This window comes from Bacillus sp. LBG-1-113 (assembly GCF_020708615.1).
GTDB classification, from domain to species: Bacteria; Bacillota; Bacilli; order Bacillales; family Bacillaceae; genus Bacillus; species Bacillus mojavensis.
The window spans coordinates 363400-380036 of the sequence record NZ_JAJFDG010000001.1; the positions used below are offsets into that span (position 1 = coordinate 363400).

General features: G+C 43.6%; 17 protein-coding genes. 13 read left to right on the plus strand and 4 right to left on the minus strand.

The annotated features are described in order from the left end of the window. Positions 1 to 23 precede the first annotated feature (23 nt). A complete protein-coding gene (locus tag LJF29_RS01840) occupies positions 24 to 734 on the plus strand; it encodes a YrrS family protein (RefSeq protein ID WP_229146681.1) in 711 nt (236 codons plus the stop codon). A gap of 34 nt (positions 735 to 768) precedes the next feature. Here LJF29_RS01840 and LJF29_RS01845 read toward each other — a convergent pair whose 3' ends face one another. After that, a complete protein-coding gene (locus LJF29_RS01845) occupies positions 769 to 972 on the minus strand; it encodes a YrzA family protein (RefSeq protein WP_010335096.1) in 204 nt (67 codons plus the stop codon). Between the two features lie 192 nt (positions 973 to 1164). Here LJF29_RS01845 and LJF29_RS01850 point away from each other — a divergent pair, with 192 nt between their 5' ends. The 5 genes from LJF29_RS01850 to LJF29_RS01870 all read left to right on the plus strand — a co-directional run bounded on the left by LJF29_RS01850 (position 1165) and on the right by LJF29_RS01870 (position 4965). Beyond that, complete coding sequence (locus LJF29_RS01850; RefSeq protein WP_229146683.1) at positions 1165 to 1806, plus strand: class I SAM-dependent methyltransferase; 642 nt, start codon at positions 1165 to 1167, stop codon at positions 1804 to 1806. 20 nt (positions 1807 to 1826) lie between these two features. Beyond that, positions 1827 to 2522 (plus strand): 5'-methylthioadenosine/S-adenosylhomocysteine nucleosidase, encoded by a 696-nt coding sequence (gene mtnN, locus LJF29_RS01855; RefSeq protein ID WP_229146684.1) that lies wholly within the window; start codon positions 1827 to 1829, stop codon positions 2520 to 2522. Positions 2523 to 2584: 62 nt separating this feature from the next. Beyond that, on the plus strand, positions 2585 to 3508 hold the full coding sequence (locus LJF29_RS01860; RefSeq protein WP_229146686.1) for an O-acetylserine dependent cystathionine beta-synthase: 924 nt from the start codon (positions 2585 to 2587) through the stop codon (positions 3506 to 3508). A gap of 1 nt (position 3509) precedes the next feature. Then, a complete protein-coding gene (locus tag LJF29_RS01865; protein WP_229146688.1) occupies positions 3510 to 4661 on the plus strand; it encodes a bifunctional cystathionine gamma-lyase/homocysteine desulfhydrase in 1152 nt (383 codons plus the stop codon). Positions 4662 to 4734: 73 nt separating this feature from the next. Then, entirely contained in the window at positions 4735 to 4965 is a 231-nt protein-coding gene (locus tag LJF29_RS01870; protein WP_010335091.1) for a YrhC family protein, read from the plus strand. 32 nt (positions 4966 to 4997) lie between these two features. Here the strand turns inward: LJF29_RS01870 and LJF29_RS01875 are convergent, their stop codons facing one another. Together LJF29_RS01875 and fdhF are read right to left on the minus strand one after the other, a co-directional pair. Further along, positions 4998 to 5480 carry a DUF1641 domain-containing protein gene (locus tag LJF29_RS01875; protein WP_010335090.1) on the minus strand — a complete coding sequence of 161 codons (483 nt, stop codon included), beginning with the start codon at positions 5478 to 5480 and terminating at the stop codon, positions 4998 to 5000. A 19-nt stretch (positions 5481 to 5499) separates the two neighbouring features. Continuing rightward, a complete protein-coding gene (gene fdhF / locus LJF29_RS01880; RefSeq protein ID WP_229147565.1) occupies positions 5500 to 8442 on the minus strand; it encodes a formate dehydrogenase subunit alpha in 2943 nt (980 codons plus the stop codon). Positions 8443 to 8759: 317 nt separating this feature from the next. Between fdhF and LJF29_RS01885 the strand changes: the two genes are divergently transcribed. From LJF29_RS01885 to cypB, 7 genes are all read left to right on the plus strand, one after another. Then, a complete protein-coding gene (locus tag LJF29_RS01885) occupies positions 8760 to 9128 on the plus strand; it encodes a DUF2294 domain-containing protein (RefSeq protein WP_010335088.1) in 369 nt (122 codons plus the stop codon). Positions 9129 to 9391: 263 nt separating this feature from the next. Next, complete coding sequence (locus LJF29_RS01890) at positions 9392 to 10192, plus strand: formate/nitrite transporter family protein (RefSeq protein ID WP_229146690.1); 801 nt, start codon at positions 9392 to 9394, stop codon at positions 10190 to 10192. 396 nt (positions 10193 to 10588) lie between these two features. Next, complete coding sequence (locus LJF29_RS01895) at positions 10589 to 10738, plus strand: YrzI family small protein (protein WP_003237348.1); 150 nt, start codon at positions 10589 to 10591, stop codon at positions 10736 to 10738. Positions 10739 to 10903: 165 nt separating this feature from the next. Beyond that, the gene (locus tag LJF29_RS01900) at positions 10904 to 11062 is read left to right on the plus strand and encodes a hypothetical protein (protein ID WP_229146692.1); all 159 of its coding nucleotides are present in this window, start codon (positions 10904 to 10906) and stop codon (positions 11060 to 11062) included. 187 nt (positions 11063 to 11249) lie between these two features. Next, the gene (locus tag LJF29_RS01905) at positions 11250 to 11798 is read left to right on the plus strand and encodes a class I SAM-dependent methyltransferase (protein ID WP_229146694.1); all 549 of its coding nucleotides are present in this window, start codon (positions 11250 to 11252) and stop codon (positions 11796 to 11798) included. A gap of 222 nt (positions 11799 to 12020) precedes the next feature. Then, a complete protein-coding gene (locus LJF29_RS01910; RefSeq protein ID WP_168748327.1) occupies positions 12021 to 12611 on the plus strand; it encodes a TetR/AcrR family transcriptional regulator in 591 nt (196 codons plus the stop codon). A 16-nt stretch (positions 12612 to 12627) separates the two neighbouring features. Then, entirely contained in the window at positions 12628 to 15792 is a 3165-nt protein-coding gene (gene cypB / locus LJF29_RS01915) for a bifunctional cytochrome P450/NADPH--P450 reductase CypB (RefSeq protein ID WP_229146695.1), read from the plus strand. A gap of 326 nt (positions 15793 to 16118) precedes the next feature. Here the strand turns inward: cypB and LJF29_RS01920 are convergent, their stop codons facing one another. After that, complete coding sequence (locus LJF29_RS01920; RefSeq protein ID WP_032731316.1) at positions 16119 to 16382, minus strand: YrhK family protein; 264 nt, start codon at positions 16380 to 16382, stop codon at positions 16119 to 16121. Between the last annotated feature and the right edge of the window lie 255 nt (positions 16383 to 16637).

Here is a 16637-nt window from a genome sequence, read left to right on the forward strand (position 1 = left end):
AGGGATAAAGGAGTGCAGAATTATTGAGCAATAATCAATCTCGTTATGAAAACCGTGATAAGCGCAGGAAAGCTAATTTAGTGCTTAACATCTTAATCGCAATCGTATCTATTCTAATTGTTGTAGTAGCAGCCAATCTGTTCATTAACAGTCCTTCTAGCAAAGATGTCAGCAAGGATTCTGAAACGGCGCAAAAACAGGAATCTCCGGCTTCAGGAAAGACGGAAAAGAAATCGGATGAGGATATAAAAGACAGTAAGAAAGATACATCTGACAAAAGCGAAAAGGATTCTGAGAAATCTTCTGACTCTGATTCAGATTCCAAAAAAGATGATTCTTCTAAAAGTGATGACTCTGATTCAGATTCAGACTCAAGCTCAGATTCAGATGACCCGCTTAAAGACGCAAAAGTCACAGAAGGCGGCTCATCAAGTGATGTGGAAAAAACGTATGAAAATCCTGACTGGAAAGCAGTCGGAACTGAGCAAAAGGGTGAGCATGCCGCCACTTATGATTCAAGCTCACAAGACTGGGCCGAAATGCTGAAAGCCATATCATATGCAACCGGTGTTTCAACAGATAACATGACCGTACTCTGGCTCGGAAATAACGGCAGCCCTCAGGATGCCAAAGGTAAGATTTTAGATAAAACGAGCGGAGAGAAATACCAGGTAACGATTACATGGGTTGACGGAAAAGGCTGGAAGCCCACGAAAGTAGAAAAATTAAAATAAACAAAAGCAGCCGAATCTTTCGGCTGCTTTTGTTTTACACCTCAGCTGCGAAATGAACAACGGCGCTGTAAAAAAATTTTCCGTCTGCCACAGCAGTTTGATGCGAGACAGATTTCACACGCAGCATGATTGCTTTATTGTTTTCAATTTGTGTGTTGATTTTCTTTTCAAGCTCTTGCAGTGATGCCGCTTCGAAAAATTCTACTTTGTCTTTAATCAGTTCCAATTGAAAATTCATCTTTTGACCCCTCCGCCTTTACAAGTCATATGAAGTATAAGCCTTTTTATGCTATACACGCAATATATGACTGGATAAAAAACACAAAGTGTTTTAGTACCTACTTTCAAAAAGATGTGGTAAGATAGGAACTGTTCCATCATTAATTCATAGTATACTTATAGGAATTATAAAATATGGAGTGTGACAACTATGGGGCGTGAATTTATCCCTCTCTTTGAGGATTGGGCCGCAACTTATGATCAAACAGTTCAAGGTTTAGATATTCAGTATAAAGAGGCGTTCAGAGGCTATAATGACATTTTGGATGCCATTGTCAGCCGGTCAGGAATGCGTGTGTTAGAATTTGGACCAGGGACCGGCAACTTGACAGCGAAACTGCTTGAAGCGGAAAAATCTGTATTTGGTGTCGAGCCATCTCCAGCGATGCGCAAGTTAGCATCTGACAAGCTCCGCAGCAGGGCAGAAATTGTCGACGGAGACTTCCTGACATTCCCTGAACCGCCATTTCAGGCTGACACGATTGTCAGTTCATATGCTTTTCATCATTTAACTGACGAAGAAAAACGAGCCGCAATAAAGCAATATGGCAAATACCTTCATATGCATGATAAAATAGTGTTTGCCGATACTGTCTTTGAACATGAGGAAGCGTATAATCAAGCTATTGATAAAGCGCGTTCTCAGGGCTTTTATCAGCTGGCGAATGATTTAAAGACGGAGCATTATCCCACATTGGAAACGATGAAAGAGATGTTTACAGCTGAAGGTTTTGCAGTCCAATTCATTCAGCAAAACGATTTCGTGTGGATAATGGAGGCGATCAAACGGTAAAGTGAAGGGAATGTGTATAGATGAAACTAGCAGTCATCGGAGCAATGGAAGAAGAAGTAACCATCCTAAGAAACAAACTGGAAAATGTCAAAACAGAAACGATCGCGCACTGTGAATTTACAACAGGCCAATATGAAGGAACTGAAGTCATTCTTTTAAAATCAGGAATCGGAAAAGTGAATGCTGCGATTAGCACGACACTTCTGCTTGATCGCTACAAGCCTGATTATGTGATTAACACAGGCTCAGCTGGCGGATTTCATCATACACTGAATGTGGGAGACGTCGTCATTTCTACTGACGTTCGCCATCATGATGTAGATGTAACGGCCTTTGACTATGAATACGGACAGGTGCCAGGCCTTCCGGCTGCTTACGCCGCAGATGAAAAGCTGATCAGCATTACTGAAGAAGCGATTTCTGAGCTTGATGGCATTCAAGTTGCAAAGGGAACAATCGCAACAGGCGATTCCTTTATGAATGATCCGAAGCGGGTCGAAGAGGTGCGTGCGAGATTTTCTGATCTGTATGCGGTTGAAATGGAGGCAGCGGCAGTCGCTCAAGTGTGCCACCAGTTTAAAACGCCGTTTGTTGTGATCAGAGCATTATCTGATATCGCAGGAAAAGAATCACATGTTTCATTTGACCAATTTTTAGAGCAGGCCGCTGTTAACTCAACAGAGCTTGTGTTAAAAGTGATCAAACGAATTCATTAAAACGGGGGGAGTGTTCTCCTCCGTTTTCTCTAAAACAACCTCTATCAAGGAGGAGGACATATATGACAGTTATTACGGACATTACTGAGCTGATTGGGAATACACCGCTTCTCCGCTTGAAGAATTTTGATATTCCTGAAGGAGTGGCTGTATATGCCAAGCTGGAAATGATGAACCCTGGCGGAAGCATAAAAGACAGACTGGGAGACATGCTGATCCGTGACGCCCTGGAATCAGGCAGAGTAAAGCCCGGGGGAGTTATTATAGAGGCAACGGCCGGCAATACAGGTATCGGACTTGCCCTTAACGCCAGAAAACATGGCTTAAAGGCCATTTTCTGTGTCCCAGAACATTTCAGCAAAGAAAAGCAGCAGATTATGCAGGCGCTGGGAGCGTCAATCGTCCATACGCCGCGTAAAGACGGAATGCAGGGAGCAATTCAAAAAGCGATACAGCTGGAGACAGAAATTGAAAATTCCTATTGTGTTTTGCAATTTAAAAACCAAGTAAATCCATCGACTTACTATAAGACGCTTGGTCCTGAAATATGGAAAGCGCTTGACGGCAATATTCATACGTTTGTCGCAGGTGCAGGATCAGGAGGCACATTCGCGGGAACAGCATCCTTCTTAAAAGAAAAACATCCCGCAGTCAAAACAGTGATTGTCGAACCGGAAGGCTCCATATTAAACGGCGGAGAGCCTCATGCTCATAAAACAGAAGGGATCGGCATGGAGTTTATTCCTGACTATATGGATGAAAGCCATTTTGATGCAATATATACGGTAACAGATAAGAATGCCTTTAGGCTTGTAAAAGAAGCGGCTGAAAAAGAAGGCCTGCTGATTGGAAGCTCTTCAGGTGCAGCGCTTTATGCGGCATTGGAGGAAGCGAAAAAATCGTCTGCCGGAACAAATATTGTCACAGTATTCCCAGACAGCAGTGATCGGTATATCAGCAAACATATATACGAAGGAGGCATCTGATATGAAGAAAAAAACAATGATGGTACATGGCGGGATTACAGGTGATGAGAAAACAGGAGCTGTTTCCGTACCGATATATCAAGTGAGCACGTACAAGCAGCCGAAAGCAGGCCAGCATACGGGCTATGAATATTCAAGAACGGCCAACCCGACAAGAACTGCACTGGAAACGCTTGTGACAGAGCTCGAAGCCGGGGAAGCAGGTTATGCGTTCAGCTCAGGAATGGCTGCAATCACAGCTGTTATGATGCTGTTTAACAGCGGAGACCATGTTGTATTGACTGATGACGTGTACGGCGGCACATATCGTGTAATGACAAAGGTGCTTAACCGTCTCGGCATTGAATCAACTTTTGTGGATACAAGCAGCAGAGAAGAAGTGGAAAAAGCGATTCGTCCCAACACAAAGGCCATTTATATTGAGACACCGACAAATCCGCTTCTCAAAATCACCGATTTATCACTGATGGCAGATATTGCGAAAAAAGCGGGTGTTCTTCTAATCGTAGACAACACCTTTAACACCCCGTATTTTCAGCAGCCGCTTACTTTAGGCGCTGATATCGTGCTTCACAGTGCGACTAAATACCTCGGCGGACACAGTGATGTTGTCGGCGGTTTAGTTATTACAGCTTCGAAAGAGCTAGGAGAAGAGCTGCATTTTGTGCAAAATTCAACAGGCGGCGTGCTTGGCCCTCAGGATTCTTGGCTGTTAATGAGAGGAATCAAAACACTGGGGCTCAGAATGGAAGCAATTGATCAAAACGCCCGGAAAATTGCAAGCTTTCTTGAGCAACATCCTGCTGTTCAAACGTTATATTACCCTGGATCTCCAAACCATCCGGGGCATGAGCTTGCGACATCTCAAGGATCAGGCTTTGGAGGCATGATCTCCTTTGATATTGGCAGTGAAGAGCGAGTGGATGCCTTTTTAGGCAAACTTAAGCTGTTTACAATTGCGGAAAGTCTGGGCGCTGTAGAAAGCTTAATTTCTGTTCCGGCTAGGATGACACATGCCTCTATTCCGAGAGAGCGCCGGCTTGAACTCGGCATTACGGACGGCTTGATCAGAATCTCTGTGGGAATAGAAGATGGAGAGGATTTGCTGGAAGATATCGAGCAGGCTCTTAACATTTTTATAACAAATGGATAGATTTACTTTCTCTGTAAGCTGCCAGATTATATTATAATAGTCGTATACTATGAATCTGGCAGGTGATTCTTTTATGAAGAAGAATAGAATGAAATCATTAAAAGAAGACTACAAGCATTTCGCTTTTACCTTGCTTGCAGTCAGCACTTTTTTATATATAGGCGCGGTTCTTCCTGATCAGGGCTTAACGTTAGGCCAGAAATCGGTTATGTTTATGACGGATTGCGTGTTTTTAGCCGGCGCTTTCTTTTGCGCCGACCGTTCACTCGTATATAAGAAGCGCTTGGAAGAAGCCGACGAGTAAAAAAACAGCCATCAACTGATGGCTGTTTTTTGTTATTCTTCCCGCAGCTCTTTTCCCATGCCTTTTAAAAACTGAAGACCGAAGCCGACTGCTCTGTTGATATCAGGGTCGTTCATCGCTTTTAAGAGATCGAGAATGCCGACCTTCTTGTCTTCTTTTAAAAAGCTTTGCGCCTGTTCGGTTCCCGCCATCACGCTTTCTAATAGCTTGCCTGTAAACGCAGGATCAGCCTTTGTCAAAGCGCCTCCAGCCGCCATCATCGTGTTGATGAGGTTTGTGACCGGCTCGCGAGATACCTGGCCAAGCGCGATTTTGGCGATGTCTTCTTTCGCCCTCAGCATGCTTGCCGCTGCATCAAAGATACCAAGCTCATTAAGTTCACTCATTAACGTCATCGTTTTCGAGACGGCATCCTCATTTTCCGTCAACAGCTCCTTCAGCTCCTCAATTTTCTCAAGCTTGATTTGCTCCGCTGTTTTTGTTTCTTTTTTGATTGTTGTAATCGGAGTGGCCATTTTCGTTTCCCCCTTTCAATTAATCAGTCAAATGGACATAACCAGGACGATTCCATTTTCTTTCTGCCTCGACGCCGTTTTGCGGATTCCGTTTCTTGTTACGCGGGTTTGTTTTAGGGAGCGGTGCGCTTTCACAGCCTCCAAGCACCTCCATGCGAACCTTCGTCTGTTTGTAAGCAGGCGTGTTCGTGCGTTTATCTGCCGCAGGCCCAGTCAGGAAGTTAATCGCTGAATCCTTGTCTGTCGAGTTCATCGGCAGGTAGAGTTCATTTTTTCGCACACGGTCAGTAATGAGCGCATTTAATTTAACAGCTCCGAACGGAGAAACGAGGCGAACCAGTGAACCGTCACAAATGCCGCGCTCCTGTGCAAGCTCTGGCGATATTTCGACGAATACATTCGGCACTTTGGATTGAATGCCTTTCGATTTATTTGTCATATTTCCTTCATGGAAATGCTCAAGCATCCGGCCGTTATTGATGTGAAGATCATATTCTTCAGGGAAAGCGGCAGGTTCAGTCCAATCAGACAGTGCAAAACGGGCTTTTTTGTCTGGGAAATTAAATCCGTCTTCATACAGAAGCGGCGTGCTTTCACCTTTGAAGCTGCCCCATAGGAAGCTGTTCCAGCCTTCAAGCACCTCATAGCTGGCTTTTCCAAACAGAGGAGAAAGGCTGGCCATTTCAGAGAAAATGTCGCTTGGATGGCTGTAGTTCCAGCCGGCTCCTAAGCGGTTTGCCACTTCTTGAATAATCCACCAGTCCGGTTTCGCGTCTCCAAGTGTCGGAAGTGCTTGATACAATCGCTGCACACGGCGCTCTGTATTGGTAAACGTTCCATCCTTCTCAAGAGATGGAGCGGCAGGCAAGACGACATCGGCATATTGCGCCGTTCTCGACAGGAAAATATCCTGAACCACGAAGAAATCAAGGCTTGATAAAATATCATGCACATGGTTCGCATTCGAATCGACCAGTGCCATATCTTCCCCAACAAGGTACATGGCCTTCATCTTACCTTCTTCAATGGAATGAAGCATTTGGATATTGTCTAAACCTGGTTTTCCGTCAATCGCCACACCATAAGCGTTCTCAAATTTGGCACGTGCTTCGTCATCCGTAATATGCTGATATCCCGGAAGCCAGCCTGGCAATGTTCCCATGTCGCAAGCGCCTTGAACATTATTGTGGCCGCGCAGAGGATAAGCGCCGGCACCCGGACGGCGGTAGTTGCCTGTTGCCAGAAGCAAGTTCGAAATCGCTGCTGACGTATCGGAGCCGCCTGTATTTTGAGTAACACCCATTCCCCAAAGAACACAAGTGCCGTCAGCATCACGAATCATCTCGGCAATTTGAATGATGTACTCTTTTGAGAGGCCTGTGATGCGTTCTGCATAATCAAGGGTATAGGTTTTAAGTGTTTCTTTATAGTCTTCAAAGTAGTTCACGTTCTCATCAATAAACGCTTGATCATGCCAGCCTTGGTCGATCATATATTTTGTAACGGCCATCAGCCATACTTGGTCTGTACCTTGTTTAGGGCTAATGAACAGATCAGACCGCTCAGCCATCTCATTTTTCCGCAGGTCGGCAACGATCAATTTTTGTCCGTGAAGTTTGTGTGCACGTTTTACTCGTGTAGCAAGCACCGGATGTCCTTCAGCCGGATTGGCGCCGACAATGATGACGAGACCGGCCTTGGCAATGTCTTTAATCGTGCCTGCGTCACCGCCCATGCCGACAGTACGGAACAACCCGTCTGTTGCAGGAGACTGACAGTAGCGAGAGCAGTTATCGACGTTATTTGTTTCAAATACCTGACGCGCTAATTTTTGGATGACATAGTTTTCTTCATTCGTAATTTTAGAAGAAGAAATGAATCCGACAGAGCCTTTGCCGTATGTCTCTTTAATTGCACCTAATCTGCTTGCGACTAGATCGAGGGCTTCTTCCCAAGATGATTCAACAAAAGCCCCGTTTTTACGGATTAAAGGCTTTGTAATCCGCTCTTCAGAATTGACGAAATCCCAGCCGAATTTTCCTTTGACACATGTAGAAATCGCGTTAACCGGAGCGTCGGAAACAGGCTGGACCTTTAAGATATCCCGTCCTTTTGTCCATACTTCAAAGGAGCAGCCGACGCCGCAGAATGTACATACCGTTTTCGTTTTTTTCGTTCTTGTTTCACGCATAGCCGCTTCAACTTCAGAAATAGCGAAAATGCTGCCGTACCCCGGTTCAACATTTTTGACAAGGTCAATCATTGGTTCCATGACATCCTGTTTGATACCTGTCATAAAGCCAGCCTGGCCAAGCATTGATTTTTCCATCAGTGCATTACACGGACAAACCGTGACACATTGGCCGCAGCTGACACAAGATGATTCATTGATGGGAACTCCTTCATCCCAAATAACCCGCGGACGATCGCGTTCCCAGTCGATAGAGAGCGTTTCATTGACTTGAAGGTTCTGACACACCTCAACACACTGGCCGCAGGCGATGCATTGGTTTGGATCATAGCGGTAAAACGGGTGAGACATATCAACCGCGCAAGACGGATCTTCTTTTGGCGTATAAGGGTATTTTTGATGCTCGATCCCCATCATTTCCGCTGTATTATGCAGCGTGCAGTTCCCATTGTTATTATCGCATACCGTACAATACAGCAAATGGTTTTCAAGCAGCCGGTCCATTGCTTCGGTTTGCGCCTCTTTCACGCGATTTCCCGAAAGATCAATTGACATACCGTTTTCAGCGGCCGTAGAGCATGAACGAACCAGCTTGCCGTCTGCCTCTACAATGCATGTATCGCATGTTTGAATCGGGTCAACCTCTGGGACATGGCAGATTTGCGGATACTCAATCCCATTTTCATTTAAAATATCTAAAATTGTAGCCCCTGCTCGTGCTTGAATTTCTGTTCCGTCAACGCGGACACTGATCGACTTATCGTCCATCATATTCATATTCCCCTCCATCTTTCTATCAAGAAGTCAAAAAAAGCCATGTATAGATACACCTGTCTTTCATTCACAGAAGGTGTAAACACACATGGCGGAATAGTTCACTAGCAAGTCTTACTAACAGACCAATCCTTGATTTTTATAAACCGATAGACTCATAACAAGATCCTATTACAAATCCATCAACACTGCTTTTATTATAAAGTGATATTTATTATAATACAATATGACAGGAAAATTTTAACCAAGTGAAATGTCCTGAGGGGAACCGGGAACGGCCTTTTATGAAGGCAAAATCGGAAGGGGTAATGAGCATGTCAAAGAAAATTCATGAGTTCAATGATATTATTCGAAAACTTCGCAAAGAATTGTTCGGAAAAGGGCCTGAACGGATTCACACGGTATTTGTAGATAATATGGCTGTGTCAACGCTCTACGGCAATTTAAGCGCGAGCGAGCAGTTTATCGCCCGCACGCCTGAGGGAAGAGAGATGGTGCATGCGGCCCGGACAAGCCTGATTCAAGACCTTTACTCTAAAAAAACGCCGGAAGGAATGGAGGAACTGATCGGGGCTAAGCTTGTTCATTTGTTTTCTGACATCAAAATTGAAGAAAATATCGCCGTATCTGTATTTGTCTTTGATCGAAAAATTGATGACCAAAAAGAAGTCCTTTATAACTAGCATATTTGCCGTTGACACAAAATTGTCACATTTGTTATGATGGATTTACTGCAGTTATAGAAGGACAAAAGCAATGGAATATATGCACGAACTGTATATATTCTCTACCAACATCTTAATTCTGCTTGATGTTGTTGTATGGGTATGCAACAAGTTAGGCAGCATTCAAACACCTGAGTGATACAGGTTATTTGAGTGCTGCCTTTTTTGTTGCTTTTCTTTTATAACTGTAAAAATGAAGAAACAATGGAGGCGTATGTAGTATGGGTTTTCGGAAACCGGATGAAATAGCAGAAGCAGCAATTGAAGCAGGGATGAAAAAGGTAAAGCTTCCGCTGCTGTCTCTCTTGGTGCTAGGGTTTTTAGGCGGTGCCTTTATCGCATTCGGCTATTTGCTTGATATCAGGGTGATCGGCGATCTTCCAAAAGAATGGGGAAGCCTGTCCAGTTTTATCGGTGCTGCGGTATTTCCTGTAGGACTGATACTTGTGGTTCTTGCAGGGGCTGAACTGATTACAGGTAATATGATGTCAGTGGCAATGGCGTTATTTTCCAGAAAAATATCACTAAAGGATTTGGCGGTTAATTGGGTGATCGTCACCATTATGAATTTAATCGGCGCTTTGTTTGTTGCTTACTTTTTCGGTCATCTTGTCGGCTTAACCGAAACGGGGCCATATTTGGAAAAGACGATTGCTGTCGCGCAAGGAAAGCTTGATATGAGCTTTGGCAAGGTTCTCGTTTCCGGCATCGGCTGTAACTGGCTGGTCTGTCTTGCAGTTTGGCTTTCCTTCGGTGCTCAAGATGGGGCAGGGAAAATTTTTGGCATCTGGTTCCCTGTCATGGCCTTTGTTGCAATCGGATTTCAGCACGTTGTCGCCAACATGTTTGTGATTCCGGCTGCCATTTTTGCAGGCTCGTTTACGTGGGGGCAGTTTATCGGTAACCTCATACCGGCTTTTATCGGCAATGTTATTGGAGGAGCCGTGTTTGTCGGATTCATCTATTTTATTGCATTTCACAAGAAAGACCGCTTAAGCAAAGAAATGAAGCAGGTCTCATAAACAAGGGACAAAGACAATCGATAAATCACACAATTTACGTCCATTTTTAGAAAAAGATGTTTACAAAATGGAATTTGGTGGATATACTTACAAAGTAAGAAAAAAAGCAAAGGAGGCTGAATCAAAATGACAATGCGACAACGACGCAGACCAGTTAGTGGCTCACGTAATGTACAAGGAATGTATAATGGTTTATTCAGCCTGTGGAAGAGTTCGTGTCCTTCCTTAACCGATGCTTATCGCACGCATTAAAATCGGAATCGTCGGACATACGCAACTCCCCGCAGGCAGTAGAGGATGGGTGTCTTCTTTTGTCTGCGGTTTTTTATGTGCCCGCAGCAGGGAGATGCCGCGGGTTATTTCGCTTGGAGCGGACTTTGAAAGGGGGTGAGCGATATGACGATTAACCTATTCTTTTTGACTTTAACGATCAACAAACGGTTTAAAAGCCCGGAAGAGTTCGAACGAGAACAGCAGATCGAGCAGATTTATGATGAAATGAAAGAATCTCAGCTGAAACATCTTTATTTGACAAACTGGCGCTAAGAGCAAATAAAAAACAGGAAGGGAGAGATGACATATGCTTAAAATGGAACTATTGATGCATTATACGATGGAGAAGGACCAAGTGTAGCGAATGAAGCTGTCAAGGAAATGCTGTCCTGCATATCATAAAAAAGCAGAGCACTTTATGTAAGGGCAGGTGATGGCATGATGAACTTTCAACAAAAAAGGCTGCCGTCGATAGGCCATGGTTATGCATCCATGCCGCATTCCTTCAAACACGGCTATGGCAATCCATTCCGTCAGCAGAGACTGGCTGCGACCCAGCAGCAAAGGCTGTATATGTTCCCATATCATTGGCATTAAAAAGCGGGCAGAAAACATTTTGTTTTCTGCCTTTTTTGCGGGAAAAAATGAAAATGTTCAGTTCTGTTGAAACATTTCTAAACACATTGCCGTCTAGTTGATATCTTCATTCTGTATAAGAAATGAAGCGATGTTTATTTTTTCAATATAATAAATAAACATAGGAAACCAAAAGCAGGTGTTTAAGATGCTAGAAAACAAACTTTATAAACGATCCAACCTATTGAAATTATTTTCTAGGAAATATAAGCAAACGAAAACAATTGAGCATATGATGATTGATTCTATAGACATACAAGAAAATGACAGAATTTTAGAAATTGGAACCGGAAACGGCTCTGCCTTTAAGAAAATAACGGAAAAACTTGAAAAGGGAAGCATCAAAAGCATCGACTCTTCTAAGCGAAAAGTAAGACAGATGTCCCGTGCAATCCGAAAGCAAACGAAAACAGATCAGGGGGACATTCTCTATGGCCATCCGGAAAGGATCCCCTTTGAAGACCGTACCTTCAATAAAGTGTTTTCGTTACATACGGTTCAGACTTGTACTGATGTCAGGCTCGCATTAAGAGAGATTTATCGAGTGCTTCAAATTGACGGCCGATTTTACATCAGTATTGATAACAATGCAGAAAAAAGCGAGAAAAAATATATTCAATTGCTGCAAGATCAGCATTTTAGAGACATTTCTGTCATCGAACGTGATTCGTGTCTTTGTATAATTGCTGTTAAATAAAAAATTTCTCGGGAAATATATCCAGACTTCTGACATCTAGGGAATTGGGTATATTTTCTTAATTTTATATATTTTGCATAGCATTTATATTAAAAAAAGTTTTTTTCATATAAACTATAAACATAAGTATGGGTAAGAGGTGATTCGTAGCAGAGTGGATATCATTTATGAACAAGCGGAATGAATATTCATTCCTAAAAGAAACGGAGGTTTTAAGTTTACATGGCATCCGCACTTATCAGTAAATACGATTTGATCATGAAGGCATCGCTATCGCTTTTTACGGAAAGAGGATTTGATGCCACCACCATCCCCATGATAGCAAAAAGAGCTGAAGTTGGTACAGGCACGATTTACCGCTACTTTGACAGCAAAGAAACACTCGTCAATGTTTTGTTTCAAGAAAGCATTCAGCGCTTTTCAGAAAAGGTAAAGCGGAATTATTCAGAAATGCCTGTCAGAGAGGGCTTTCGCCACATATTTTGCTGTCTCGTTCAATTTACGAAGGAGAGCGACTACGCGCTTTTTTTCCTTGAGACGAAAAAGGATGCTCACTATTTGAATGAAACAAGCAAAAAAATGATAGAAAACCTGACTCAAATGCTTGACGATTTCTTTAACAAGGGAAAAACAGAAGGAGTGATCCGCTCCTTGCCCTCCAATGTATTAATTGCGATTGTATTAGGCGCATTTCTCAAGCTGTACCAGCTAATGCAACAAGGTGATATAGAGATGAATGCTGATTTGATTTCTGAATTGGAGCAGTGCTGCTGGGACGCGATTAAACTTCATTCATTGACTTCAGAAGAATAAAGAAAGGAAGATGTTTATGAAACAGGCAAGTGCAATACCTCAGCCGAAAACATACGGACCTTTAAAAAATCTCCCGCATTTGGAAAAGGAACAGCTTTCTCAATCCTTATGGCGGATTGCTGATGAGTTAGGGCCGATTTTCCGTTTTGATTTTCCAGGTGTATCCGGCGTTTTCGTATCAGGCCATGAACTCGTTGCTGAAGTGTGTGACGAGAGCCGCTTTGACAAAAACCTTGGAAAAGGCTTGCTGAAAGTGCGTGAGTTCGGAGGAGACGGATTGTTTACAAGCTGGACGCACGAGCCGAATTGGCAGAAAGCCCATCGTATTCTACTGCCGAGCTTCAGTCAAAAAGCAATGAAAGGCTATCATTCTATGATGCTGGATATCGCGACACAGCTGATTCAAAAATGGAGCCGGCTGAATCCGAATGAAGAAATTGACGTGGCGGACGATATGACCCGCCTGACGCTTGATACCATCGGGTTATGCGGATTTAACTATCGGTTTAACAGCTTTTACCGTGATACGCAGCATCCGTTTATCACCAGCATGCTCCGGGCTTTAAAAGAGGGAATGAACCAAACAAAAAGACTGGGCCTGCAGGATAAGATGATGGTCAAAACGAGACAGCAGTTCCAAAAGGATATCGAAGTGATGAATTCGCTGGTCGACAGAATAATAGCAGAGCGAAAAGCATATCCGGATCAAAATATTAGGGATCTGTTATCGCTCATGCTTTATGCGAAAGATCCTGTAACGGGTGAGACACTGGATGATGAAAACATCAGATATCAAATCATCACGTTTTTAATCGCAGGCCATGAAACAACGAGCGGCTTGCTTTCCTTTGCGATTTACTGTCTGCTTAAACATCCGGAAAAACTTAAAAAAGCTCAAGAGGAAGCCGATCGCGTGTTAACGGAAGACACGCCTGAATATAAACACATTCAGCAGCTGAAATATGTCCGGATGGTACTCAATGAAACGCTTAGGCTGTATCCGACAGCGCCCGCATTTTCTCTTTATGCCAAGGAGGATACAGTTTTAGGCGGTGAATATCCTATCAGTAAAGGACAGCCCGTCTCCGTCTTGATCCCAAAACTTCACAGAGACCAAAACGCTTGGGGTGAAGATGCAGAAGATTTTCGTCCGGAACGGTTTGAGAAGCCTGAGAATATTCCTCACCATGCGTATAAACCGTTTGGAAACGGCCAGCGCGCGTGCATCGGGATGCAGTTTGCGCTTCAAGAAGCGACAATGGTTCTCGGCCTTGTGTTAAAGCACTTTGAATTGATAAATCACACCGGTTATGAGCTCAAAATCAAAGAGGCATTAACAATTAAACCGGATGATTTTAAAATTACAGTGAAACCAAGGAAAACGGTCCAAATGAATGTTCAGAAAAAAGAACAGACTGGCACCGCGCACGAAACGAAGGAAAACGAGACAAAACCTAAACACGGCACACCTTTACTCGTTCTTTACGGTTCAAATCTCGGCACAGCAGAAGGCATGGCAGGTGAACTGGCTGCTTACGGGCGCCGGCTCGGCTTTACAGCGGAAACGGCACCTCTTGATGATTACATCGGAAAACTCCCTGACCAAGGTGCTGTTATCATTGTGACTGCCTCATATAATGGAGCGCCGCCTGATAATGCTGCTGGCTTTGTCGAGTGGCTGGGAGAGTTGGAGGAAGGTCAATTAAAGGATGTTTCCTATGCGGTATTCGGCTGCGGAAACCGAAGCTGGGCCAGCACGTATCAGCGAATTCCTCGCCTTATCGATGACATGATGGCATCAAAAGGAGCATCACGTTTGACATCCATTGGGGAAGGAGATGCGGCTGACGACTTTGAAAGCCATCGCGAGTCTTGGGAGAACCGCTTTTGGAAGGAAACAATGGAAGCCTTTCATGTGAACGAAATAACCGAGAAAGAAGCGAAGCCTTCACTATCCATTACGTTTCTCAGTGAAGCAACAGAGACACCGCTTGCTAAAGCGTATGGCGCGTTTGAAGGTATCGTTCTTGAAAACCGTGAGCTTCAGGCAGAAAGTAGTTTGCGTTCAACTCGTCATATAGAATTGGAGCTCCCTGACTCAAAAACGTATAAAGAAGGCGATCACATCGGAATATTGCCGAAAAACAGCCAAGAGCTGGTTCAACGGGTTCTCAATCGATTCGATTTGCAGCCGCACGCTGTGATAAAAATGAACGGAAGCCCGCATATGGCTCACCTTCCGCTGGATCGGCCAATCAGAGTGACGGAGTTATTATCATCCTACGTAGAGCTGCAGGATTCTGCTTCAAGGCTTCAGCTTCGTGAGCTGGCTTCATATACAGTATGCCCGCCTCATAAAAAAGAGCTGGAATTGCTTATATCAAGTGATGAAATGTACAAGGAACAGGTTCTGACCAAACGTGTGACCATGCTGGATCTGTTAGAGGACTATCCGGCCTGTGAAATGCCGTTTGAACGGTTTTTAGAGCTTTTGCCATCACTAAAGCCGAGATATTATTCAATTTCAAGCTCACCGAAGGTCAAAGCAAATAAGGTCAGTATGACGGTAGGAGTTGTAAAGGCGACAGCTTGGAGTGGACGCGGAGAATACAAAGGCGTTGCATCCAATTATTTAGCCGGACTCCGTCAAGGTGATACGATTGCCTGTTTCATTCGGACGCCGCAATCTGGATTCCAGCTGCCTGATGATCCCGAAACCCCTCTTATTATGGTGGGACCGGGCACAGGAATTGCGCCATTCAGAGGTTTCATCCAGGCCAGGTCCGTTCTGAAGAAGGAAGGAAGTGCGCTTGGCGAAGCTCATTTATACTTTGGGTGCCGCCGTCCTGATCATGACGATCTTTATAAAGAAGAGCTTGACCAGGCGGAAAACGACGGTTTGGTAACAGTCCATCGATGCTATTCACGAATGGAAGACGAGCCAAAAGTATATGTTCAGCACTTGCTAAAACAAGATGCAAAGAAATTAATTTCACTGATCGAAAAAGGTGCGCACGTTTATGTATGCGGCGATGGTGCGCATATGGCTCCTGAAGTAGAGAACACTCTGCGTGCGGCTTATGAAGGTGACAAAGGAGCAAGTCAGGAAGCGTCAGCAGAATGGCTGAAGACGCTGCAAGATCAAAAACGATATGTAAAAGATGTATGGACAGGAATGTAGGTAAAAATAAATCCCGCCAGAGATGGCGGGATTACTTTAGCATGTGAAAAAAAACCGGCACGATATTGAAATCTACTGAAAAGGATGTTATAGGGAGTATCGCGCCGGCCTTATTATTATTATCGTCCGAAAGATATAAAACTTTAGGTTTTTTTGTATTATTTTATATATAAATAGTTATAAAGTTATATATTTGTGTATTGGACTTTGATTTTTTATTGACTTAATCAAGCGTTTTGCCATCATCCTGCCGTTTGAGTTAGACTGTCCGATTGAGACCCGGCACTTGAATGCCCCACAGGTTTCAGACTGTTCGCTTCTTCAAACTAGTCAGAGGACACTCCTTGTTGATATTGACGCTCGAGATGCTTTCTGTAATGAAAATCATGAACCAGTCGAATCGTCGGTCTGATTAAAAGCAGGAAGCTGCCAACTGCAAACAGCCATATTCCTGCAGACATTAATTCATCGTAAAAGAAGAAAAAGCTACCGATGAAAAATAAAGCGCCAATGATAAAATCGTTTACTGTATAGAGAACTTTATATCGTTTTTTGAAAAATGGCTCATACCGATTTATTTGCTTTTTCATTTCATTTTCTGCATTAGCTGACACTATGATCCCCCCTCCATTCTATATTTGCTTACCCTCACGGAAACGATAGGTAAACATAAGGTCTTCACAGCTAGAATTAAAGATTATTAGAACCATATATAAGCCAGCCATTTCTCAAGTTAGGAAGAGAGATTGCGAGGTTTTTAAACCTAATTATTTACATAAAGTGAAATATATTGTAATATTAATGAATCATAAACGAAAGGGGTGACAGTATGACTAACGGATCGA

Bases quoted from the DNA above. Each gene is read 5' to 3' on its own strand.
- LJF29_RS01885 (WP_010335088.1), top strand. From the start codon at position 8,760: ATGTCAAAGAAAATTCATGAGTTCAATGATATTATTCGAAAACTTCGC.
- LJF29_RS01910 (WP_168748327.1), top strand. From the start codon at position 12,021: ATGGCATCCGCACTTATCAGTAAATACGATTTGATCATGAAGGCATCG.
- LJF29_RS01900 (WP_229146692.1), top strand. From the start codon at position 10,904: ATGATGAACTTTCAACAAAAAAGGCTGCCGTCGATAGGCCATGGTTAT.
- LJF29_RS01895 (WP_003237348.1), top strand. From the start codon at position 10,589: ATGACGATTAACCTATTCTTTTTGACTTTAACGATCAACAAACGGTTT.
- LJF29_RS01860 (WP_229146686.1), top strand. From the start codon at position 2,585: ATGACAGTTATTACGGACATTACTGAGCTGATTGGGAATACACCGCTT.
- cypB (WP_229146695.1), top strand. From the start codon at position 12,628: ATGAAACAGGCAAGTGCAATACCTCAGCCGAAAACATACGGACCTTTA.
- LJF29_RS01890 (WP_229146690.1), top strand. From the start codon at position 9,392: ATGGGTTTTCGGAAACCGGATGAAATAGCAGAAGCAGCAATTGAAGCA.
- LJF29_RS01920 (WP_032731316.1), bottom strand. From the start codon at position 16,382: ATGAAAAAGCAAATAAATCGGTATGAGCCATTTTTCAAAAAACGATAT.
- fdhF (WP_229147565.1), bottom strand. From the start codon at position 8,442: ATGATGGACGATAAGTCGATCAGTGTCCGCGTTGACGGAACAGAAATT.
- LJF29_RS01875 (WP_010335090.1), bottom strand. From the start codon at position 5,480: ATGGCCACTCCGATTACAACAATCAAAAAAGAAACAAAAACAGCGGAG.
- LJF29_RS01870 (WP_010335091.1), top strand. From the start codon at position 4,735: ATGAAGAAGAATAGAATGAAATCATTAAAAGAAGACTACAAGCATTTC.
- LJF29_RS01905 (WP_229146694.1), top strand. From the start codon at position 11,250: ATGCTAGAAAACAAACTTTATAAACGATCCAACCTATTGAAATTATTT.
- LJF29_RS01865 (WP_229146688.1), top strand. From the start codon at position 3,510: ATGAAGAAAAAAACAATGATGGTACATGGCGGGATTACAGGTGATGAG.
- LJF29_RS01850 (WP_229146683.1), top strand. From the start codon at position 1,165: ATGGGGCGTGAATTTATCCCTCTCTTTGAGGATTGGGCCGCAACTTAT.
- mtnN (WP_229146684.1), top strand. From the start codon at position 1,827: ATGAAACTAGCAGTCATCGGAGCAATGGAAGAAGAAGTAACCATCCTA.
- LJF29_RS01845 (WP_010335096.1), bottom strand. From the start codon at position 972: ATGAATTTTCAATTGGAACTGATTAAAGACAAAGTAGAATTTTTCGAA.